Below are 20,405 nucleotides of genomic sequence, written 5' to 3' on the forward strand. Positions count from 1 at the left end.
GGCCGCTGTCCCGTCAGCGGCCGCCGCGGCGGCACACCCGTCCACGGACGTGTGGGTCGCGAACTCGGCCGGCAGGACGTGGACGGGATGTGTCCCCGGGCCGCACCCGTGATGTGTGATGGCGGCCGACGGGCGCGCCTTCCCCTGGTGGTCAGGTGCGACCGACACAATGCGCGACACCTGACCGAGGTCGCTGGGCTGAGAGGAACGCCCATGGGTGGCGTTGGCGGCGGCCGGTTCTGGACCGGCCCGGCATCGACGGCGGTACCCGCTGCCCTCGCGGCGTTGGCGGCCGAGTACACGGTCGCGATGGACCGCCCGGTGGGTAGGCGCCGGACGTGGCTGGACAGCGTCGACCTGCGGCTGTTCCGCAGTGGGATGGCGCTGACCGCCGTCGAAGGCCCCGATGGCGGCGGGTGCGTGCTGGAGCTCAGCCTCCCCGACGGTGCGACCGTCACGGCCGGGCCCGACACCCTCGGCTGGCCGCGCCTGGTGGCGGGTCTGCCCCACGGCCTCCGAACGCACCTCGAACCGGTCCTCGGGGTGCGCGCCCTGCTGCCGATGGTGGAGGCATCGGGGGCGTCCGTCACCGGCAGGTTGCTGGATGCCGAGGGCAAGACCGTGGTGCGGTTGGTCCACGACCGTCCGGCCAGCATCTCCGGTCGCCGCGATCCGCTGCCGGGGGGCCTGTGGTTGATCCCCGTGCGGGGGTACGACGCGGCCGGCGAGTGCGCCGCCCGGATCGCGCGCCGCGCGGGGCTGGTCCCCGGTACGCCGTCGCGCTACCCGGCAGCGTTGCGCGCCGCCGGAGTCGATCCCGACGCGCGCTCGAGGACCGTCATGGAGCCCGGACTCCCCGCCCGCGTGGCGGTGGCCAGGGTGCTGTTGTCCTTCCTCGGCGAGCTGGAGGCCGCGGTGGACGGCACGGTCGACGACGTCGACGTCGAGTTCCTGCACGACTTCCGGGTCGCGGTGCGGCGCAGTCGCTCGGCGATCAAGCTGCTCGGCGACGTGCTGCCGCCCGCCCTGGTCGCGTGGGCGACTCCTCAGCTGAAGCTGCTCGGCGACCTCACCACGCCGTCGCGCGACCTCGACGTCCTCCTGCAGGAGCTGCCGTCGCTGACCGCTGGTCTGACGGGCGCCCGGCGCGAGGACTTGGAACCGCTGGTCCTCCGCCTCACCGAGCTCCGTGCGGACGAGCGGCGCAGGCTCGTGGCCGGCCTGCGGTCGCCGCGGTTCGAGCGGTTCCGCGCACGATGGCGCGCCTCGCTGCTGGAGCTGGCGACCTGGGACGGGCAGCCCCGTGCGGGACCGATCGCGGCCGAGGTGGTCGGGGAACGGCTCGATCGCGCCCAGCGTCGTGTGCTCCGCCGCGGATCGCGGATCACGGACGCATCGCCTCCCGAGGCCCTGCACGACCTGCGCAAGCGGGTCAAGGAGCTGCGCTACCTGCTGGAGACCTCTGCCCCGCCGACGGATCCGGCCGACGCCCGCGTCGCCGTCAAGGAGTTGAAGGCGTTGCAAGACGTGCTCGGGACGTTCCAGGACAGCGAGGCCCAGTGCGAGGCGCTCCAGGCACTCGCCACCGACCTGGTGTCCGTCGACGGTGTCTCCGTCCGGACGATCTTCGCGATGGGGGAGTTGGCTGCCCGGCTGCAGGAGGACCAGGACACGTCCCGCGCGCGGTTCGCCGCCGTGTTCGGGAGGTTCTCCCGGCGGTCGGCGCGGCGTCGCACGGCCGACCCGGGTCGGCGCCGTACGGCGCCGGCGGAGCCGGTCACCGCAGTGGCAGGAGCGGGTCGGTGAAGGTCGTGGCCACGTACAACATCAAGGGAGGCGTCGGTAAGACGTCGGCCGCGGTCAACATCGCCTACTTCGCGGCCCGCGACGGTCTGCGCACCCTCCTGTGGGACCTCGATCCGCAGGGTGCGGCCACGTACCTGTTCAGGGTCAAGCCCAAGGTGAAGGGGGGCGGTCATGCCCTGCTCAAGGGCAAGCGCACGGTGGACGACGGGATCAAGGGGACCGATTTCGACCACCTGGACCTGATGCCGGCCGACTTCAGCTACCGCAACCTCGACCTGGACCTGGACTCCACCAAGCGCCCCACGGATCGGATACGCCGCCTGCTCGTGCCCCTGAGGAAGGACTACGACCTGGTCGTCCTCGACTGCCCGCCGAGCGTGTCCCTGATGTCGGAGAACGTCGTCCACGCCTGCGACGTGCTGCTGGTCCCCCTGATCCCCGCCAGGCTCTCGGTGCGCACCTACGACCAGCTCATCGACTTCGTCCAGACGATGCCGGGACGCAAGCCGGAGGTGATGGGCTTCCTGTCGATGGTCGACAGCCGCAAGAAGGCCCATCGCGAGTTCACCGAACGGCTGCCCAACGACCTCGCGTCCGTCGTACCCGAGGCGATCCCGAGCCGAGTGGTGATCGAGCAGATGGCCGAGGAGCGCGCACCGGTCCCGGCGTTCGCGCCGGCGAGCTCCGCGACGACCGCCTACGAGGCGCTCTGGGCCCGGGTGCAGTCGCGCTTGGCCGACACCGGCTGACGCACGGGCACGGATCTGTCCGTGCGCGCCATGTGCAGGTGTCTCGAGGACGGTGGTGGGGCGGGTGGGGCTCGAACCCACGACCCAGGGATTATGAGTCCCGTGCTCTGACCGGCTGAGCTACCGCCCCGGACGGTGCCGTCCAGCCTGCCAGACGTCCCCGGCGGGCCGGCCGGGACGTCGAGCCGTCTCACAGCCGGCGTGCGGCTGCCCGCCAGCAACGGCCGCCACGGTGGTGCTCCCCGGACCACGAGGAGCACCCGTGAACGACCACCCGTCCCCGACCCCCAGCGGCAACCGCTGGGAGCCGTCGACGATCCCCGCCCGGGACCCCGAGCACGTCCCGGCCGACGCCGCGTCCGCCCCGTACCGCACCGCGACGGCGGACGCGCCCCCGGTGAGCAGCACCCCGACCGGCCCGGGTGCGCCCCAGCGAACGCCCTCCCGGCTGAGGAAGCGGGCCGCCGCCGGTGCGGCCGCGGCGGCCCCGCTCGCGATCGGCGGGGCCGGGGGCTTCGCCGTCGGCTCGGCGGCCGCCGACGACACCGGGTCGCCGGTCGTCCAACAGGGCGGCACCACCGATGACGGCACCACCGGCGGGACCAGCGGCGACCCAGCGTGAGCACCGCCGTCGCGCCGCCCTCCACAGGGACGGTGCCGCCGGTCCCTCGACCTCAGCCCGGGCCGCCGCGGAACCCCTCCGCCGGACCGCCGCGGAACCCGTCGGGGCCATCGAACGGGTCGGCCAGCCCGTGCAGCACCAGCGCGGCCACCAGCAGCAGCGCGATCAGGGTGAGCACCGTGACCAGGGCGATCCGCACCGCCGCCGGACGACCGGTGCGCGCGTCGGTCATCGTGGTGCGCAGCTGCTCCCAGGCCATCAGCCCCAGCGGCCGCCAGCCCGGCGCGCCGGGCCGTGCCGGCGCCGGCGGCAGGTCCGCGGTCAGCGGGACCAGGTCGCGCAGGTGCACCGCCGCGAACGCCGCCGCCATCCGCTCGCCGCCCTCCTCCAGTGTCAGCAGCCCCCGCGCGACGGCGTCCTGCAGCACCTGCACCGTCGCCACCCGGTCGCTGTCGGCCGCCCGCAGCGGCGGCGCCGGTGACGGCGTGCCCGATCCGCTCATGTGTTTCTCCCCTTGCTCTGCGGGTAACGGCGGGCCAGCGTCCCCCGGCATCCTGTGACCGGCCTGTGAGCGGCGTCACGGGCGCGACGGGCCGTGGGAGTCACTCCTCCGGAGCGTGTGCTGCCCCACACGTCCCGTCAGACCCGCAGGTCACAGCGCCGTAGGTGCAAGCAGACGCGCCGGGTAGTTGACCGTTTCGTTACCTGCACCCGGGATCCCGTAGTACGTTCGCCCGCGGTCCTGCCGGGCCCACCGCCCCTCGATCCGCGAGGACGCCGGCCGGATCCCGCCTGACCGCCGGCCACCGTGCCGGGGACCGGGACCTCCGTCGAGGCCCCGGTCCGGTCACGCCCCCGTCCGCCGGACGCGGGTGAGCCGTGCGTCCACTCCGGACGCCCGGTGGCCCGGGAAGCGGTCACGAGGAAACGGAGATCCGCCGTCTTGGCGACCCTGCACCACCGGACCCGCCCGCGCTCCGCCCGCCGTCTCCGCAGTGCCGTGGTCGCCACCGGCGCCGCCCTGGGCCTCCTGCTCACGGCGTCGGCCCCGGCGTTCGCCGACCCGGCCGACGACGTCGCCGCCGCGGAGGCCGCCGAGCAGGACCTCGTCGCCGAGGTCGAGCGGGTCAAGGCGCAGGTCGCCGCCGCCGAGGAGCAGCTGCAGCGGATGACCGTCGAGGCCGAGGCCGCGGCGGACGCCGCCCTGGTCGCGCAGGCCGAGCTCGCCGCCGCCCAGCAGCAGGCCGAGCTCGCCGCCGCCGCGCTGCAGGCCGCCCGGGACGCCGTCGCGCAGGCGCAGGACGAGGTCGTCGAGCTCGGCCGCGAGGCCTACATGGGCAGCCAGGGCGAGCTCGCCGGCACCGCCTCGGTGCTGCTCGACAGCCACGGGCCGCGCGAGGTCCTCGAGCGCGCCGCCACGCTGGACCTGCTCGGCGACCAGCGCGCGGAGACGCTGGAGGAGTTCGAGCTGCTCGAGGCGCAGGAGGCCGCGGCCGACGCCGCCGCCCGCGCCGCCGTCGAGGAGCGCGACGCCGCCGCCCGCGCCGCCGCCGAGACCCAGGCCGCCGCCGAGGCCCGCCTGGCGCAGGCCCAGGCCGAGTACGACGGCGTGGCCGCCGAGAAGGCCCGCCTCGACGAGCAGCTGCGCGCCGCCGAGGTCGAGCTGCTGCGGCTGCGCGGGGTCGCCGACGCCGAAGCGGCCTACGCCGCCCAGCAGAGCGCCCAGCAGCAGGCCGCCGTCAACGTCCAGTCCGCCGCCGGCGGGGGCATCGCGCCGACCACCGGCCGGGTGACGTCCTGCTTCGGCCCGCGCTGGGGGACCATGCACCAGGGCGTGGACATCGCCGCCCCGATCGGCACCCCCGTCTACGCCCCCGAGGGCGGCGTCGTGCTGCAGGCCGGCCCGGCCAGCGGCTTCGGCCAGGCCGTCTACGTCCAGCACGACGACGGTCGCATCACCCTCTACGGCCACGTCGACACCTTCACCGTGTCCGCCGGCCAGGTGGTCAGCGCCGGTCAGCAGATCGCGACGGTGGGCAACAAGGGGCAGTCGACCGGCCCGCACCTGCACTTCGAGGTGCACGAGGGCGGCCTGTACGCCAGCCGGGTGAACCCGGTGCCGTGGCTCGAGGCGCACGGCGTCTCGCTGGGCGGCGCCTGCTAGCTCGTCATCCCCGGCGGCCGCGCAGCCGGCCGAGCAGGTCGCCCGCGCCCCCGACGGTGCGGGCGGCCAGCGCGAGGATCGGCCCGCCCGGGATCCCCGGCGCGGCCTCGACGATGGGCGCCAGGCGCATCAGCTCCGGCAGGTCGCGCACCCGCAGTCGCCGGCGGACCAGCGCCGCGGCGGGGTTGACCCGTCCCGACGCGGCCTCCAGGAGCACGTCGGCGGCGGCCTCGACGACGGCGCCGGGCGGGCGGTCGCCGTCGACCCGTCGCACCGTCCAGCCCAGCGGGTCCGCGGCGAACACCCAGCCGCCCTCGGGGGTGAGCAGCGCCGCGCCGCCGGCGATGCCCGACGCCGCCGCCAGCGCCCCGGTGACCTCCGCCAGGGCGGCCAGCCCCGCCTGCAGCACCGACGGCGGCGGCGGGGGAGCGCCCAGCGGCACCAGGTCCAGCCCGTGGACGGCGAGCTCGTAGGCCTGGCCGAGCACCACCGACAGCATCGGCAGCCGGCCCACCGTGGACACGGCCGGCGCGGTGTCGAGCCCGGCCGGCGCGTCGGCGAGGTAGCGCACCGTCGCCTCGCGGTTGCGGCGCAGCGCCGCCAGCACCTCCTCGCGCGGGGCGTCGCGGTGCGCGGCGGTCACCCGCGCGTTCGTGGCGTCGACGTCCGGCGGGGTGCCCGTGCCGCCGGCCCGCGCCGAGGCCTGCAGGTCCTCCAGCGCGGCGTGGTCGGGCCAGGCGCCGAGGTGCACGCAGATCTCGTGCGCCCGCCACCCGGGCAGCCGGGTGGGCCGGTCGAGGTCCACCGCGGCCGCCTGCCCGAGGAAGGTGTCCCAGGCCTCCAGCACCAGCGGCCCGACCACCTCCCGCCCGGCACCGGCCAGTCCCCGTTCGCGCTCGTGCTCCGCCGTGTCGTCGTCCACGCAGGCGTCCCTACCCAGCCGCCGGCGGTTCCCGGTGCGAGCCGTGCCACCCCGGAGGGGGAGGTGTCGGTCCGTCGCCTGCAGATGCGGACGGCGCCGTCCGATGACCCCGTCGTGGACGACGCAGCAGCCGGGAGAGGCCCCGGCGCCGGGCCCCTCCGCGCGGCGCTGCGCCGGCTGCCGGGCTGGGTCGGCACCGGGCTGTACCGCCCGCTCGCCGAGGACGAGGAGCGGGCCCGCTACTGGATCCGCCACGTGCGCTCCGGCGTGCTGCTCAGCGAGGTCGCCGGCCTCGCCTCGCTGGCCTACACCCTGGTGACGCCCACCCCGGGCCACCGGCACCCGGTGCTGCTCGTGCTGGCCGCCTCGGTGGTCCTCGGGGCGCCCGTGCTGCTCCTGCTCCCTCTGCGCCGCATGTTCCGCGACCTGCGGGGCGGGGTGTTCTTCTACGCCTGGAGCGCCGCGGTGACCACCGTCATCACCGTGGCCGCCCGCCTCGACGGCGGCGCCGACAGCCCGCTGTCGGTGCTGTTCTTCCTCAACCTGGCGTTCATGGCGGTGGCCTACCCGCCGGCCGGCGTCGTGCTCACCGGCACGGCGACGGCGACCTGCTACACGCTGCTGGTCGCCGGCCCGCTGGACTCGCGCTCGCTGTTCGTGGCCACGGTCCTGGTGACCGTCACCCTCGTGTGCACCTTCACCTCCGCCAACCACTGGGCCGCCCACGACCGGCAGGTCGTGCTCGTGCGCACGCTGGAGGCGCTGGCCGCCAGCGACCCCCTGACCGGTGTGCCCAACCGCCGGGTCTTCCTCGAGCGCGTCGCGCAGGCCGTCGTCCGCGCCGGCCGCGGCGAGCGGGCGGTGGTCTGCGTCGTCGACCTCGACGGGTTCAAGGGCGTCAACGACCGCGACGGCCACGCCGCGGGGGACGCCGTGCTGCGCCGGGTGGCCGCGGCGCTCGGCGCGGCGGTCCGCGAGACCGACACCGTGGCCCGCATGGGCGGGGACGAGTTCGCCGTCCTCGCCGACTGCCCGGCGCCCGGCGACGACGCCGCGCTGGCCGGGCGGCTGCGGGCCGCCGTCGCCGAGGTGGGTGCCGGGTGCGGCGTGACCGGCAGTGTCGGCTGCGCCCTGGTGCACGCCGACGACGCCGTCGCGGACGTGCTGCACCGCGCCGACGCGGCCATGTACCGGGCCAAGGCGGCCGGCGGGGACCGGGTGCACGATCTCGCACGGTGACCGTCCCGCCCGCGTGGCGGTGACCCACCGTGACAGGCGAAGCCGAGGCGGGGTTACGGGACTCGACCGGCCGCCACCGCCCGTGACCGGGTCCCCGGGGTACCGTCAGGGCGACCCGGGGGTGGCCGGGCAGGCGCGCGACCTCCGTGGTATGGCGCTGACCAGCGCTTCCGTGCCGTCAGGGGCGGCGGAGGTCACACCTGCACCAGCCGCCGCATCCGCACTGGCGCTACCGGTGGTCCATCGTGCACACTGTCGGTGGATCCCTGGTCCACCGGAGCTGACCACAGCCTGTCACCGAACCGATCGTCCGTTGGGGAAGACGAGACCGATCGAGTCGATGGAGGTGCCTCGTGCAGCGACGGTCTACCCAGGGTGTCGTCTTCGTGCACTCCTGCCCGAAGGCGCTCTGCCAGCACGTCGAGTGGGCGCTCGAGCGCGTCGTCGGCGCGCCGGTCTCCCTGTCGTGGGCCGAGCAGCCCGCGGCGCACGGTGCCTACCGTGCCGAGGTGGCCTGGACCGGTGCTCCCGGGACGGGCGCCAAGCTGGTCGCCGCGCTGCGCGCGTGGCCGATGCTGCGCTTCGAGGTGACCGAGGAGGCCAGCCACGGCAACGACGGCGAGCGGATGTCCTACGTGCCCGGGCACGGGGTCTACCGGGCGCCGACGAGTGCCAACGGCGACCTCGTCGTCACCGAGCAGCAGCTGCGCACCCTCGCGGCGACCGCCACGTCGGTCGAGGCGTTCCGCCACGGGGTCGACCAGCTCCTCGGCGCGGCGTGGGACGCCGACCTGGAGGTCTACCGGTACGCCGGCGACGGCAGCCAGACGACCTGGCTGCACCAGGTCGTCTGAGGTGTCCTCCGAGGTCCCCCGGTCACGATTGAGGCACACGACGTGAGGCTCCCCGGCCCGCCGTCGTAGGCTCCTGGCCAGGTCGTCCGGACGCCGTCGGGGAAGCGGCGTCCGGACGACCTCTCGAGAGGCCCGTCACCGCTGCAGCGGTGGCGGGCCTCTCCGCGTCCGGACGACCCGTCCTCCGGTCAGAGCGGGATGTTGCCGTGCGCCCCGCGGCCGGCCGGGGCGGCGGTCAGCGCCTCCACCAGCCGCCGGCGGGTGCGCGAGGGCTCGACCACCTCGTCGACGACGCCGATCGACAGCGCGCGGTCCACCCCGCCGGCGATCCGCTCGTGCTCCTCGGCCAGCCGGGCGTGCAGCGCCTCCCGCTCGCCCGGCGGCACCGCGGCGAGCTTCTTGCGGTGCAGGATCCCGACGGCGGCCTTGGCGCCCATGACGGCCACCTCCGCGCCCGGCCAGGCGAACACCGCGGTGGCGCCCAGGGAGCGGGCGTTCATGGCGATGTAGGCCCCGCCGTAGGCCTTGCGGGTCACCAGCGTCACCCGCGGCACCACGGCCTCGGCGAAGGCGTGCAGCAGCTTGGCGCCGCGGCGCACCACGCCGTCCCACTCCTGGCCCACGCCGGGCAGGTAGCCGGGGACGTCGACGAGCACCACGAGCGGGACGCCGAACGCGTCGCACATCCGCACGAACCGGGCCGCCTTCTCCGCCGACGCGGAGTCCAGGCAGCCGCCCAGCCGCAGCGGGTTGTTGGCGACCACGCCCACCGTGCGCCCGGCCAGCCGGCCCAGCGTGGTGACCACGTTGGGTGCCCAGCGCGGGTGCAGTTCCAGCCCCGGCCCGTCGAGCACCGCGGCGACCAGCGGCCGGACGTCGTAGGCGCGGTTGGCCCGCTCGGGCAGCAGCGCGCGCAGGTCGGTGCCGGGCCCGAGCGCGCCCGGGCCGAACGAGCCCTGCGCGGCCAGCAGGCCGACGGCCTGGCGGGCGGTGTCCAGCGCCGCCGCCTCGGAGTCGGTGACCACGTGGACGACGCCGCTGCGGCGGCCGTGGGTGTCGGGGCCGCCGAGGCTCTCCATGTCGACGTCCTCGCCGGTGACGGAGCGGACGACGTCGGGGCCGGTGACGAACACCCGCCCGGCCGGGCCCATGACCACCAGGTCGGTGAGCGCCGGGCCGTAGGCGGCGCCGCCCGCGGCGGGCCCGAGGACGACCGAGACCTGCGGGATCCGCCCGGAGGCGCGGACCATGGCGGCGAACACCTCGCCGACGGCGTGCAGCGCGGTGACGCCCTCGGCCAGCCGGGCGCCGCCGGAGTGCCACACGCCCACGACCGGCACCCGCTCCCGCAGCGCGGTGTCGATCGCGTCCACGACGTGCCGGCACCCGTCGGCGCCCATCGCCCCGCCCATGACCGTCGCGTCGGTGCAGAACGCGATGACCGGGGACCCCTCCACGGTGCCGCGGGCGGCCAGGACGCCGGAGGTGTCGCGCGGGGCGAGCAGGTCCAGGGACCCGTCGTCGAGGAGGCGTTGCAGGCGGTCCTCGGGGTCGCGCGGGTCGGGGCTGGGCAGCGTCGGGACGGCGTGCAGCGTGGTCACCAGGGGTCTCCAGAGGCCGGCGCGGGGCCGGCGGTCGAGGTCCGGCCCCGCTAGGCCGGGTGAGGTGCTGGAACGGCCCCGCTGCAGGGGCCCGCCGCGAGCGGAGCGAGTGGCGGGGGGCAGCGGGGTCCTTGCTCAGACGGTGGTGAAGACCAGCGCCAGGTTGTGCCCGCCGAAACCGAAGGAGTCGTTCACCGCGGCGGTGAGGGTGGCCTTGCGCGGCTCGCGGCGCACGATGTCGAGCGCCTGGACGGCGGCGTCGTCGTCGGGGTCGTCGAGGTTGGCCGTCGCGGGCACCACCTGGTCGCGCAGCGCCAGGACGGTGAACACCGACTCCAGGGCGCCCGCGGCACCGAGCAGGTGGCCGGTCTGGCTCTTGGTCGCCGACACCAGCGTGTGCTCGCCGACCGCGCTGCGGATCGCGGAGGCCTCGGCGGTGTCGCCGACCGGCGTCGAGGTGGCGTGCGCGTTGACGTGGCCGATGTCGGCGGGGGAGAGGCCGGCGTCGCGCAGGGCGGCGCCGATGGCGCGGGCCGCGCCCTCACCCTCGGGGTGCGGCGCGACGAGGTCGTAGCCGTCGGCGGTGGCCCCGGCCCCGGCGAGCCGGGCGTGCAGCGTGGCGCCGCGGGCACGGGCGGAGTCGGCGCGCTCGAGCACGAGCGCGGCGGCGCCCTCACCGAGGACGAACCCGTCGCGGCCCTTGTCGAACGGCCGCGAGGCGCGCTCGGGCTCGTCGTTGCGCGTGCTCATGGCGCGCATCGCGGCGAACCCGGCCATGGGCAGCGGGTGCACGACCGCCTCCGCGCCGCCGACCAGGACGACGTCGGCGCGGTCGAGGCGCAGCAGGTCCAGCCCCCAGCGGATCGCCTCGGCGCCGGAGGCGCAGGCGCTGACCGGGGCGTGCACGCCGCCGCGGGCGCCGACGGCCAGGCCCACGGCCGCGGCCGGGCCGTTGGGCATGAGCATGGGGATGGTGAAGGGCGAGACCCGCTTGGGGCCCTTGGCCTCCAGCACGTCGTCCTGGCCGAGCAGGGTCATCGCCCCGCCGATGCCGGTGCCGAAGACGACGGCGATGCGCTCGGGGGCGACGCCGGCGTCGGCGGCGCCCGAGGCGGCCCAGGCCTCCTCGGCGGCGATGACCGCGACCTGCTGGCTGCGGTCGAGCCGGCGCGCGCGGACGCGGTCGATCTGCTCGGCGGGGTCGGTGGCCAGGGTCGCGGCGAGCTGGGCGGGGAACTGCTGCACCCAGTCGTCGGTGAGCCGGCGGACCCCCGACCGTCCGGCCAGCAGCGCGTCCCAGGTGCTGGCGACGTCGCCACCCAGCGGCGTGGTGGCTCCGAGGCCGGTGACGACGACGTCGTCGTGCGAACTCATGACGGGTCCTCTCCTGGGGCGTGCGGGCGCGGGCGGCCGGGGGACCGGCGTCAGCCCTGGTTCTTCTGGATGTAGCTGATCGCGTCGCCGACGGTCTTGATGTTGCCGAGCTCGTCGTCGGGGATGGCCACGCCGAACTTGTCCTCGACGGCGGTGGCGATCTCGACCATCGACAGCGAGTCGACGTCGAGGTCCTCGGTGAACGACTTCTCCGGGGTGGCGTCGGCGGGGGTGACCCCGGCGACCTCCTCCAGGATCTCGGCCAGACCTGCCTGGATGTCCTCGCTCACGCGGGGGTCCTCTCTCTCGGTGGGGGCGGGGGGATCCCGCCGTCGGTCCCGGGGGGTCCGGGGATCTGTGGGGCGGCTCAGGGCAGGGTGAGCACCTGGCCGGCGAAGGTCAGGCCCGCTCCGTACCCCAGGACGAGCGCCAGATCACCGCTCTTCGCCTCGCCGGACTCCAGCAGCGCGGTCAGCGCCAGCGGGATCGACGCCGCCGACGTGTTGCCCGACCGCACGATGTCGCGGGCGACGACCACGTCGGGGCCCAGGCCCAGCCGCTTGGTCATCGACTCCACGATGCGCAGGTTGGCCTGGTGCGGGGCGAACACGGCGATGTCCTTGGGGCCCACGCCGGCGGCCTCCATCGCCTGCTCCAGCGTCTCGGTGAGCCGCGTGGTGGCCCAGCGGTAGACCGCCTGCCCGGCCATCGTCATCGTGCCGGTGCCGGCCGCGATCTCGATCGCGGAGTACTGGTCGCCGTCGCTGCCCCAGGCGACCGGGCCGATGCCGGGCTCCTCGGCGGCGCCCAGCACGGCCGCCCCGGCGCCGTCGGCGAAGATCACCGCGGTGGAGCGGTCGGTCTTGTCGACGACGTCGGTGAGCCGCTCCACGCCGACGACGAGCGCGTTGCGGGCCGAGCCGATGCGGATGGCCGACGAGGCGACCTCCAGCGCGTAGCAGAACCCGGCGCAGCCGGCGTTGAGGTCGAAGGCGCCGGGGCGCGGGATGCCCAGCCGGTGGGCCACCTGCGGGCCGATGCCGGGGATGGGGTGGGTGAGGCTGGCGCTGGCCAGCACCACCAGGTCGACCTCGTCGGGGTCCAGGCCGCTGGCGGCCAGCGCCTTGCCGCCGGCGGCGACGGACATCTCGACCAGCGTCTCGTCCTCGTCGGCCCAGCGGCGCTCCTCGATGCCGACCCGGGTCCGGATCCACTCGTCGTTGGTGTCCATCACCTGGGCGAGCTCGTCGTTGGTGACCCGCCGCCGCGGGCGGTAGGCCCCGAGTCCCAGGACGCGGGCGCCGGGGGCGCCGGCTGCCAGGCGGATGCTCACGCGGGGACCTCCGGGAAGAGTCGGGCGAGGGGGGTGCCGGCGTCGACGAGGTCGCCGTCCTGCACCAGCCACTCGGCGAGGACGCCGTCGTAGCCGGCGGAGACGTTGACCTCCTCGCGGCGGCTGCGGATGCAGCCGAGCGGGGTGCCGGCGGCCAGCCGGGTGCCCTCGGCGACGTCGGCGGGGCTGACGGTGCCGCGGACGGGGGCGACGACGACCCGCCAGTCGGGCCGGTGCTCGGCCTCGGGCCGGCCGCGGGCGGCGTCGATGAGGGCGCGGGCGCGGTCGAGGTCGCCGGGGCCGGCCAGCGCCAGCACCTCGACGCCGGCGTCCTTCCACTCGCGCTTGGCCAGGCCGGCCAGGGCGCCGGCGGGGGGCAGCTCGATCGCGGCGGTGACGCCGAGGTCGCGCATGGTGGCCAGGCACGCGTCGAAGCGCACCGGGCTGGTCACCTGGCTGACCAGGCGGGACAGCGCCTCGGCGCCGGAGTCGACGGCCGCGCCGTCGGCGTTGGACAGCAGCAGCCGGCTGGGGTCGGCCGGCCGCAGCCCGCCGACCAGCACCTCGAGCTCCTCGCGGGCGGGGGCCATGTAGGCGGTGTGGAAGGCGCCGGCCACCGACAGCGGCACCACCCGCGCCTTCGCCGGCGGCTCGGCCTTGAGCGCGGCCAGCCCCTCCAGCGGCCCGGCGACGACGACCTGCCCGCCCCCGTTGAGGTTGGCGGCCACCAGCCCGCGCTCCGCCAGGGCGGCCTCGAGCTCGCCGGGCTCGCCGCCGAGCACGGCGGACATGCCGGTCGGGGTGAGCGCGCAGGCCCGGGCCATCGCCCGGCCGCGGACGGCGGTCAGCGCGATCGCCGCCTCGACCGACAGGACGCCGGCCAGCGCGGCGGCGGTGAGCTCGCCGACGCTGTGCCCGGTGATGACGACGTCGCGGCCGGTGTGCGGCGAGTGCGCGACCGGGCCGGGCAGGCCGCCGAGCTCGCGGGCGACGAACAGGCTCATCGCCACCACGAGCGGCTGGGTGACCGCGGTGTCGCGGATCGCCTCGGCGTCGCCGGTGGTGCCGAGGGTCAGCAGGTCGGCGTCGGCGATCGCGCCGGCCCAGCGGAAGAAGGGCTCGGCTCCTGGGAGCTCCAGCCAGGGGGTGAGCATCCCGGGTTTCTGGGCACCCTGTCCGGGGGCGAGGACGGCCAGCACCTCCTCACCGTGTCAGACGTCCGGGCCCCTCGCGCGCGCAGCCGCCACGAAAGCGGACCGGAACCCTTTGGAGGGTTCCTACAAGAGCGACGGCCCAGATGCCCTCCGGAGGCCGTTTCCGTGGTGGGGACCACACTGCCCGCCCGGGCACTTCCGCGGAAGTGCCCGGGTGTCAGCGCCAGAGGCCGCGGCCGCCGTCGAGGTCGGCGAGCGCGAGGGCGACCTGCAGCGTCCAGGCGCCGCGGGGGTCGGTGACCACCTGCCCGGTCAGCTCCGCGGCCCGCTTGAGCCGGTACCGGACGGTGTTCGGGTGCACGAACAGCGCCCGCGCGCTGGCCTCCAGGTTGCCGCCGCCGGCGAGCACCGCGCGCACCGTCTCCAGCACCTCGCCGCCGGCCTCGCGCAACGGCAGCACCAGCCGCTCGGCCAGCGCGGCGCGGGCCAGCGGGTCGCCGTCGAGCGCGCGCTCGGGCAGCAGGGCGTCGGCGGCGACCGGCCGCGGCGCACCGGGCCAGGCGCGGGCGGCCCGCAGCCCGGCGAGCGCGGCGGCGGCCGACCCGCCGGCGGCGCTGAGCCGGTCGACGACGGGGCCGAGCACGACCGGGCCCGGCGCGAACTCCTCGCCCACCCGGCGGGCGGCCGCGGCCACGTCGTCGGCGCCGCCGAGGACGACGACCAGCTGCTCGGCGTGCACCCCGACGAGCACCTCGCAGCCCTGGGAGCGGGCGGCCCGGCGGACGGCGGCGTGCGTGTCGCCGTCGGCCGGGGCGGCGCCGACCAGCACGGTGACCGGCGCGGTCCCGGCCCAGCCCAGCGCCGCGGCGCGGCCGGGCAGCTCCTCGCTGCGCTCGCCGCGGACCAGGGCGTCGACGACGAGCGCCTCCAGCCGGGCGTCCCAGGCGCCGCGGTTCTCGGCGAAGCTCGCGTAGACGTGCGCGGTGGCGAAGGCGACCTCGCGGCTGAACTGCAGCACCGCCACGCGCAGCGCCACGACGTCGCCGGGCTCGGCCACCGACTCGACGTGGTCGTCCATCACCTCGACGGTGAGCTTGACCAGGTCGACGGTCTGCTTGAGCGGCACCGCGCGGACCAGGTCGCGCGGGGCGGCGCCGAACACCTCGCCGGTCAGCCGCGGCGGACGGCCGGGGTTGCGGCACCACTCCACCAGCGAGGCGATGCCGGCCTGGGCGACGAGCATGACCCACGAGCGCTGGTCGGCGGGCATGGTGCGGAACCAGGGCAGGTCGTCGTCCATCCGGGCGACGGCGCGGGTGGCGATGGCCCCGGAGGCGCGCTCCAGCCGCCGCAGCGTCTCGGCGGACGGTGGGCGGTCGTGTCCCCGGTCGACCACGGCGGCCAGCGTGTCACGGCCGGCGGCGTCGGGGAGAGTGGGGGAGTGCTGCCCTCCGCCACCCGCCGGGTCCTGACCGCGATCGGGGGCGGGCTGGCCGTGCTGGGCGTGCTCGGCGCCGGTGTGGTCACCGACCTCCCCCCGCAGGTGCGCCTCGACGACGCGGTCAGCCGCGCGCTGTACGCCGGCGACGACCGCTCCCCGCTCGTCGGCGGGCTGCTGGAGGTCCTCACCACCCCGGGCGTGACCTGGTTCCGCGTGCTGGTGTTCCTGCCGGTGCTGGTCTGGCTGGTCGGGCGGCGGGCGTGGCGCACCGTGCTGTGGGTGGTCGTGGCGATCACCGGCGTCGGCCCGCTCACGACCGCGCTCAAGGACCTCGCCGGCCGCGCCCGCCCGGCGTACGAGAACGGCGGCCTGCACTACGAGGGGCTGAGCTACCCCAGCGGGCACTCCTCCGGCATCGCCACGCTGGTCACCGTCGCGCTCGTCCTCGCCTGGCCGAGGCTGACCGCGGGCGGGCGCCGGACGGCGGTGGCGGCCGGGGTGGCGCTGGCCGTGCTGGTCGGCCTCACCCGCGTGTGGCTGGGCGTGCACTACCCCTCCGACGTCGTCGGCGGGCTGGCGCTGGGGGTGGCGTGGTCGCTGGCCGTGGCGTGGGTGCTCGGCGGGCTGCCGGGCGGGGCCGGCGCGCTGCCGGAGCGCACGGCGGAGGGGGTCCGCGCGTGACCGGGCCCGTGGGGCAGACCCTCCTCGAGCCGGGCGACGGCTCGCTGGGCCCGCTGCTGCGGGTCACCCTCGACCGGCTCCGGCCCGGTGCCGGCTACGGGGTGCACGCGCACCGCGCCGTCGACGTCGTGGTGGTCGTGCTGGCCGGGTCGCTCACCCACCGCTGGGGGGACGGCGCGGAGCTGGGCGCCGGGGACGTCGGCGTGCTGCGCGCCGGGCGCGGCCTCGACCACGACGAGGTCGCCGGACCCGCGGGCGCGCGGGTGCTGCAGAGCCACCTCCGGGCGGCCGACCCGGGCGCGGCGCCGGCCCACGAGGTGCGGCCGGCGCCGCGCGGCTGGGTCGACCTCGGCCGCCCCGACGCCCGGCTGTGGCTGGGCCCGGACGACGACGGCGCGGCGGTGCCCGACGGCGTCGTGCTGCGTCCCGGCGGGGGGACGGTCGTCGTCTGGCAGGTCGACGCCGCCCGCCCCGCCTGGGCCACCTGACCGGGGCCCTCCGGCGAGAGGGCCCCGGCCCCGGTGGGTCAGGGAGCGCAGAGCTCCGGCGGGACGCTGGCGTTGCAGGTGTTGTCCTCGAACTCGACGTCGCCCACGTCCCCCAGCGGGCCGAAGCCCGTGGCGCTCAGCAGGACGTCGACGGGGACGTTGCCGGTGATCGTGTTCTGGACGACCTGGATGTCGTCGGCGGGACCGGGGTCGATGCCGAGCGGGTTGTTGAACGGCGGCAGCGTCACGAGGACGACCCCGCCGGCGGGGAACTGCAGCGACGCGGGGTCCACCGACGGGACGTTGTCGTGGATCTGGTTCCGCTTCACCGACACCGAGTCCGCGTTCACCACGCCCACGCCGGTCCCGGAGACGCGCAGCGACGCCTCGACGTCGCCGACGCCGGCGAGGCAGAACCGGTCGTTGCCGGTCACCTCGTTGTGCTCGATCTGCCAGTCGCCGCCCTCGACCTGCCGCGTGGCGTCGGGGATCTCGGTGAGGGCGTCGTCGAAGACGAGGACGCCGACGCAGTTGCCGGCCACGTAGTTGTTCCGGATGGCGCCGCTGCGGGACTCCCGGGCGAAGATGCCCAGGTTGTAGCCCTGGACGTCGTTGGCCACGACGTCGGCGTAGGACAGGTCGGAGTCGGTGATCCCGATGCCGGCCGTGCCGCTGTTGGGCGACTCGGGCGTGCCGCGGTCGAGCCCCTGCAGGATGTTCCGGGAGATCCGCGTGTGGGTGGAGTCGGCGGCGAGGATGCCGAAGCGCTCGTGGGCGTGCCCTGCGGTCTTGCGCACCCGGAAGCCGTCGGCGCCCCAGGCGGCGATGCCGTTGGCCGGGTGGTTCCAGGTGGACAGGTCGCGCACCCGGACCGGCCCGTCCGGGTTCAGGAAGAACAGGCCGGAGACGTCGTCGGCGAGCGTGTCGGGGTCGGACTCCGGGTCGGCCTCGTTCTGGGCCTCCCAGCAGGAGGTCGACGCCACGTCCGGCAGCTGGTCGGGGGTCGTCCACTCGTCCCAGACGATGCGGGTGCCGTCGTCTCCGCGCCCGGCGCCGACGATGGTCAGGCCCTTGCCGGCGACGCAGACGGCCTCGTGGTACTCGCCCGCCTCGATCCTGATCGTGTCGCCGGACTGCGCCGCGTCGACGGCCGCCTGGATGGACTCGCCCTCGTGGACGACCCAGGTGTCGCCTCCGCCCGAGCCCCCGCCCCCGTCGGCGGCGGCGAGGCCGGCCGGCAGGGCGGTGAAGGCGAGGACGGCCGACGCGGTGATCGTCAGCCCGCGGGTGAGGCCCGGTGTCCGCAGGGGTCCGGCTGTGCACGGGTGCTGCATGTGTCCTCCCGGTGGGGACGCGCCCGAGGGCCCGGGTGCGCACCGCAACGATGGGGAGAAGTGACGAATGGGGCCAGCGACACGACAGAGGCGGGTGTGACCTCATACCCGGGTCGTGTGCTATTCCGACCCGGGTCGTGCCTCGCGGACGGACGCACCCTCCCCTCGCCGCGGCGCCCGGAGAGGCGTCGGGCACACTGCCCGCGCCGCCCCCTTCCCCCGTCCTCGCGAGGAGCACCGCTTCCATGACCACCAGTGACGGCCGCGAGGACCTCCTCGCCGGCCTGACCTTCCCGCCCGGCTTCGTCTTCGGTGCCGCCACCGCGGCCTACCAGATCGAGGGCGCGGTGCACGAGGACGGCCGGGGGCCGTCGATCTGGGACACCTTCAGCCACACCCCGGGCCGCGTCGAGCGCGGCGACACCGGCGACGTCGCCTGCGACCACTACCACCGGTACCGCGACGACGTGGCGCTGATGGGCGACCTGGGGCTGTCGGCGTACCGGTTCTCGGTGGCGTGGCCGCGGGTGCTCCCCGAGGGCGCCGGGCGGGTGGAGCAGCGCGGGCTGGACTTCTACCGGCGGCTGGTCGACGAGCTGCTCGGCGCGGGCATCGACCCGTGGCTGACGCTGTACCACTGGGACCTGCCGCAGGCGCTGCAGGACCGCGGCGGCTGGACCGACCGGGACACCGCCGCCCGCTTCGCCGACTACGCCGCCGTCGTCGTCGACGCGCTCGGGGACCGGGTGCGGCACTGGTCGACGCTCAACGAGCCGATGGTCAGCTCCCTGCTCGGCCACATGGCCGGGGTGCACGCCCCCGGCGTGCAGGACCCGGTCGCGGCCTCCCGCGCCGTGCACCACCTGCTGCTCGGGCACGGCCTGGCCGCGGGCCGGCTGCGCGAGGCCGGCGTCGGCTCGCTGGGCATCACGCTCAACTTCACCCCGATGCACCCGGCCACCGACTCGCCCGCCGACCGCGACGCCGCCCGCCGCCTCGACGGCCAGCAGAACCGCATGTTCCTCGAGCCGGTCGTCTCCGGCGCCTACCCCGCCGACGTGGTCGAGGACCTCGCCGCCGCCGGTGCGCCGCTGCCGGTGCAGGACGGCGACCTGCAGGCCATCGCCGCGCCGTTGGACTGGCTGGGCGTGAACTACTACTTCGAGGAGACCGTGCGGGCCGGGGAGCGGCCGGCCGACAAGCCGCCCACGTCCTTCATCGGCGGCGAGCGGGTCGTCGAGCTCGATCCCGAGGGGCCGACGACCACCATGGGCTGGGGCATCAGCCCCGGGGCGTTCACCGACCTGCTGCTGTGGCTCGGGGAGAAGGCGCCGGGCCTGCCGCTGGTGGTCACGGAGAACGGCTCGGCCTGGGACGACGAGGTCGACGCCGAGGGCGCGGTGCGCGACCCGCAGCGGGTCGACTTCCTGCTGCGCCACCTGGCCGCCGTGGGCTCGGCGATCGAGCGGGGCGCGCCGGTCCGCGGCTACTTCGCCTGGTCGCTGCTGGACAACTTCGAGTGGGCCCGCGGCTACGGGCAGCGCTTCGGCCTGGTGCACGTGGACTACGACACCCAGCGGCGGACGGTGAAGGACAGCGGCCGCGTCTACGCCGACGTGCTGCGCCGCCACCGCGACCGCGGCTGACGGGCGCTCAGACCAGCGCGACGACGTCGGCCGCGCAGCCCCAGGAGAGGGTGATCCCCGCGCCGCCGTGGCCGTAGCAGGCCACGACCGGCCGGCCCGCCCGCTCGATCCGCTCGAGCCGCACGGTGGGCCGGCCGGGCCGCAGCCCGACCGCCCGGGACAGCACCGGCGCGTCGCGCAGCTCCGGCACCAGCGCCCGGGCCCGCGCGAGGACGGCGGCCTCGACGTCGGGGTCGGGGTCGGTGCCCGTGGCGCCCTCGACGGCGGTGCCGCCGCAGACGACGTCGCGCCCGCGGGGCACCACGTAGGTCAGCCCTGCGGGCCCGTCCTCGTCGAGCACCCAGCCGGTGAGGCCCGGGTCGGCGAGGCGCACCACCTGCCCCTGCACCGGGACGCCGGTGTCGTCGCCGAGGAGCGGGCCCGAGGCCAGCCCCGCGGCCACGACGACCGCGTCGCCGGGCACGTCCTCGAGCCGAGCGACCCGCTCGCGGACGACCTCCACCCCGGCGGAGCGGGCGACGTCGGCCAGCCAGGGCAGGTAGCGGCCGGTGTCGACCACCGGCAGCGTGCAGCGGGTGCCGGCGGTGACCCCGGGCGGGAGCTCCGCCGGGGTCGCCGGGCGGACGCCGGGCACGCCCGGTGCCCACCACGGGTCCGGCTCGGGCGTGCGGTGCACCACGGTGCCCGGCCGCAGGGTCACCCCCGTGACCGGGTTGCCGGCGAGCGCGGTGAAGGCGGTGCGGGAGACCGCACCCCAGCGCAGCACCGCGTCGGCCGGCGCCGCCCGGTAGGGGAACCACAGCGCCGCGGCCACCGCCGAGGTAGTCGCCTCCGGTGGGTCGGCGGCGTGCAGCCGCACCCGGTGGCCGGCCTGGGCCAGCTCCAGGGCGCAGGTCAGGCCGACCACCCCGCCGCCGACGACGGCCACCTCGCGGCGGCCGCCGTCAGCGGCCCCCGTGCAGGGCCCCGCCGCGAGCTCGCGAGTGGTGGGGGGCAC

The 20,405-nt window shown here is 76.4% G+C and carries 19 protein-coding genes and 1 tRNA gene; 9 read left to right on the plus strand and 11 right to left on the minus strand.

Features of this window, described 5'->3' with window-relative positions; genetic code table 11:
* Nucleotides 1-87: 87 nt before the first annotated feature.
* On the plus strand, nucleotides 88-1,806 hold the full coding sequence (locus tag ACI780_RS10565; RefSeq protein ID WP_457002777.1) for a CHAD domain-containing protein: 1,719 nt from the start codon (nucleotides 88-90) through the stop codon (nucleotides 1,804-1,806).
* A complete protein-coding gene (locus ACI780_RS10570) occupies nucleotides 1,803-2,555 on the plus strand; it encodes a ParA family protein (RefSeq protein WP_457002779.1) in 753 nt (250 codons plus the stop codon). The genes ACI780_RS10565 and ACI780_RS10570 overlap by 4 nt, the downstream gene beginning before the upstream one ends.
* A gap of 53 nt (nucleotides 2,556-2,608) precedes the next feature.
* On the opposite strand, the gene ACI780_RS10575 is transcribed toward ACI780_RS10570, so the two are convergent.
* A tRNA-Ile gene (locus ACI780_RS10575) sits at nucleotides 2,609-2,685 on the minus strand.
* A gap of 132 nt (nucleotides 2,686-2,817) precedes the next feature.
* Between ACI780_RS10575 and ACI780_RS10580 the strand changes: the two genes are divergently transcribed.
* Nucleotides 2,818-3,177: a hypothetical protein gene (locus ACI780_RS10580; protein WP_457002781.1), complete on the plus strand. Its 360-nt coding sequence runs from the start codon at nucleotides 2,818-2,820 to the stop codon at nucleotides 3,175-3,177.
* 52 nt (nucleotides 3,178-3,229) lie between these two features.
* Here ACI780_RS10580 and ACI780_RS10585 read toward each other — a convergent pair whose 3' ends face one another.
* Nucleotides 3,230-3,679, minus strand: coding sequence for a DUF1707 SHOCT-like domain-containing protein (locus tag ACI780_RS10585; protein WP_457002783.1), 450 nt, complete (start codon nucleotides 3,677-3,679; stop codon nucleotides 3,230-3,232).
* A gap of 441 nt (nucleotides 3,680-4,120) precedes the next feature.
* Between ACI780_RS10585 and ACI780_RS10590 the strand changes: the two genes are divergently transcribed.
* Nucleotides 4,121-5,341: a M23 family metallopeptidase gene (locus ACI780_RS10590; RefSeq protein ID WP_457002785.1), complete on the plus strand. Its 1,221-nt coding sequence runs from the start codon at nucleotides 4,121-4,123 to the stop codon at nucleotides 5,339-5,341.
* Nucleotides 5,342-5,345: 4 nt separating this feature from the next.
* Here the strand turns inward: ACI780_RS10590 and ACI780_RS10595 are convergent, their stop codons facing one another.
* Nucleotides 5,346-6,263 carry a maleylpyruvate isomerase N-terminal domain-containing protein gene (locus ACI780_RS10595; RefSeq protein ID WP_457002787.1) on the minus strand — a complete coding sequence of 306 codons (918 nt, stop codon included), beginning with the start codon at nucleotides 6,261-6,263 and terminating at the stop codon, nucleotides 5,346-5,348.
* A 114-nt stretch (nucleotides 6,264-6,377) separates the two neighbouring features.
* On the opposite strand from ACI780_RS10595, the gene ACI780_RS10600 reads away from it, so the two are divergent.
* Together ACI780_RS10600 and ACI780_RS10605 are read left to right on the plus strand one after the other, a co-directional pair.
* Nucleotides 6,378-7,502: a diguanylate cyclase domain-containing protein gene (locus ACI780_RS10600; protein WP_456870234.1), complete on the plus strand. Its 1,125-nt coding sequence runs from the start codon at nucleotides 6,378-6,380 to the stop codon at nucleotides 7,500-7,502.
* 353 nt (nucleotides 7,503-7,855) lie between these two features.
* Complete coding sequence (locus ACI780_RS10605) at nucleotides 7,856-8,356, plus strand: DUF3145 domain-containing protein (protein WP_089403106.1); 501 nt, start codon at nucleotides 7,856-7,858, stop codon at nucleotides 8,354-8,356.
* Between the two features lie 188 nt (nucleotides 8,357-8,544).
* Here the strand turns inward: ACI780_RS10605 and ACI780_RS10610 are convergent, their stop codons facing one another.
* The 6 genes from ACI780_RS10610 to ACI780_RS10635 form a co-directional block, all read right to left on the minus strand.
* Nucleotides 8,545-9,957, minus strand: a complete 1,413-nt coding sequence (locus ACI780_RS10610; protein ID WP_457002789.1) for an acyl-CoA carboxylase subunit beta — start codon at nucleotides 9,955-9,957, stop codon at nucleotides 8,545-8,547.
* A 135-nt stretch (nucleotides 9,958-10,092) separates the two neighbouring features.
* The gene (locus tag ACI780_RS10615; RefSeq protein WP_457002791.1) at nucleotides 10,093-11,331 is read right to left on the minus strand and encodes a beta-ketoacyl-[acyl-carrier-protein] synthase family protein; all 1,239 of its coding nucleotides are present in this window, start codon (nucleotides 11,329-11,331) and stop codon (nucleotides 10,093-10,095) included.
* Between the two features lie 50 nt (nucleotides 11,332-11,381).
* A complete protein-coding gene (locus ACI780_RS10620; protein ID WP_089403103.1) occupies nucleotides 11,382-11,621 on the minus strand; it encodes an acyl carrier protein in 240 nt (79 codons plus the stop codon).
* Nucleotides 11,622-11,698: 77 nt separating this feature from the next.
* The gene (locus ACI780_RS10625; protein ID WP_457002793.1) at nucleotides 11,699-12,664 is read right to left on the minus strand and encodes a beta-ketoacyl-ACP synthase III; all 966 of its coding nucleotides are present in this window, start codon (nucleotides 12,662-12,664) and stop codon (nucleotides 11,699-11,701) included.
* Complete coding sequence (locus tag ACI780_RS10630; protein WP_457002795.1) at nucleotides 12,661-13,863, minus strand: acyltransferase domain-containing protein; 1,203 nt, start codon at nucleotides 13,861-13,863, stop codon at nucleotides 12,661-12,663. Before ACI780_RS10630 ends, ACI780_RS10625 begins: the two co-directional genes overlap by 4 nt.
* A gap of 172 nt (nucleotides 13,864-14,035) precedes the next feature.
* Nucleotides 14,036-15,214 carry a PucR family transcriptional regulator gene (locus ACI780_RS10635; protein ID WP_457002797.1) on the minus strand — a complete coding sequence of 393 codons (1,179 nt, stop codon included), beginning with the start codon at nucleotides 15,212-15,214 and terminating at the stop codon, nucleotides 14,036-14,038.
* Between the two features lie 45 nt (nucleotides 15,215-15,259).
* Here ACI780_RS10635 and ACI780_RS10640 point away from each other — a divergent pair, with 45 nt between their 5' ends.
* Nucleotides 15,260-15,940, plus strand: a complete 681-nt coding sequence (locus ACI780_RS10640; protein WP_457002799.1) for a phosphatase PAP2 family protein — start codon at nucleotides 15,260-15,262, stop codon at nucleotides 15,938-15,940.
* Nucleotides 15,937-16,428, plus strand: a complete 492-nt coding sequence (locus ACI780_RS10645; protein ID WP_457002801.1) for a pirin family protein — start codon at nucleotides 15,937-15,939, stop codon at nucleotides 16,426-16,428. The genes ACI780_RS10640 and ACI780_RS10645 overlap by 4 nt, the downstream gene beginning before the upstream one ends.
* 38 nt (nucleotides 16,429-16,466) lie before the next feature.
* On the opposite strand, the gene ACI780_RS10650 is transcribed toward ACI780_RS10645, so the two are convergent.
* Complete coding sequence (locus tag ACI780_RS10650) at nucleotides 16,467-17,762, minus strand: right-handed parallel beta-helix repeat-containing protein (RefSeq protein WP_457002803.1); 1,296 nt, start codon at nucleotides 17,760-17,762, stop codon at nucleotides 16,467-16,469.
* A 245-nt stretch (nucleotides 17,763-18,007) separates the two neighbouring features.
* Between ACI780_RS10650 and ACI780_RS10655 the strand changes: the two genes are divergently transcribed.
* Nucleotides 18,008-19,408, plus strand: coding sequence for a GH1 family beta-glucosidase (locus ACI780_RS10655; RefSeq protein ID WP_457002805.1), 1,401 nt, complete (start codon nucleotides 18,008-18,010; stop codon nucleotides 19,406-19,408).
* A 7-nt stretch (nucleotides 19,409-19,415) separates the two neighbouring features.
* Here the strand turns inward: ACI780_RS10655 and ACI780_RS10660 are convergent, their stop codons facing one another.
* Nucleotides 19,416-20,405: an FAD-dependent oxidoreductase gene (locus ACI780_RS10660; RefSeq protein ID WP_457002807.1), complete on the minus strand. Its 990-nt coding sequence runs from the start codon at nucleotides 20,403-20,405 to the stop codon at nucleotides 19,416-19,418.

It is taken from the genome of Geodermatophilus sp. SYSU D00814, assembly GCF_054050055.1.

What these genes read in the sequence shown, in the direction of transcription:
- ACI780_RS10565 (WP_457002777.1), top strand. Translation starts at nt 88, where the DNA reads ATGTGTCCCCGGGCCGCACCCGTGATGTGTGATGGCGGCCGACGGGCG.
- ACI780_RS10585 (WP_457002783.1), bottom strand. Translation starts at nt 3,679, where the DNA reads ATGAGCGGATCGGGCACGCCGTCACCGGCGCCGCCGCTGCGGGCGGCC.
- ACI780_RS10615 (WP_457002791.1), bottom strand. Translation starts at nt 11,331, where the DNA reads ATGAGTTCGCACGACGACGTCGTCGTCACCGGCCTCGGAGCCACCACG.
- ACI780_RS10650 (WP_457002803.1), bottom strand. Translation starts at nt 17,762, where the DNA reads ATGCAGCACCCGTGCACAGCCGGACCCCTGCGGACACCGGGCCTCACC.
- ACI780_RS10655 (WP_457002805.1), top strand. Translation starts at nt 18,008, where the DNA reads ATGACCACCAGTGACGGCCGCGAGGACCTCCTCGCCGGCCTGACCTTC.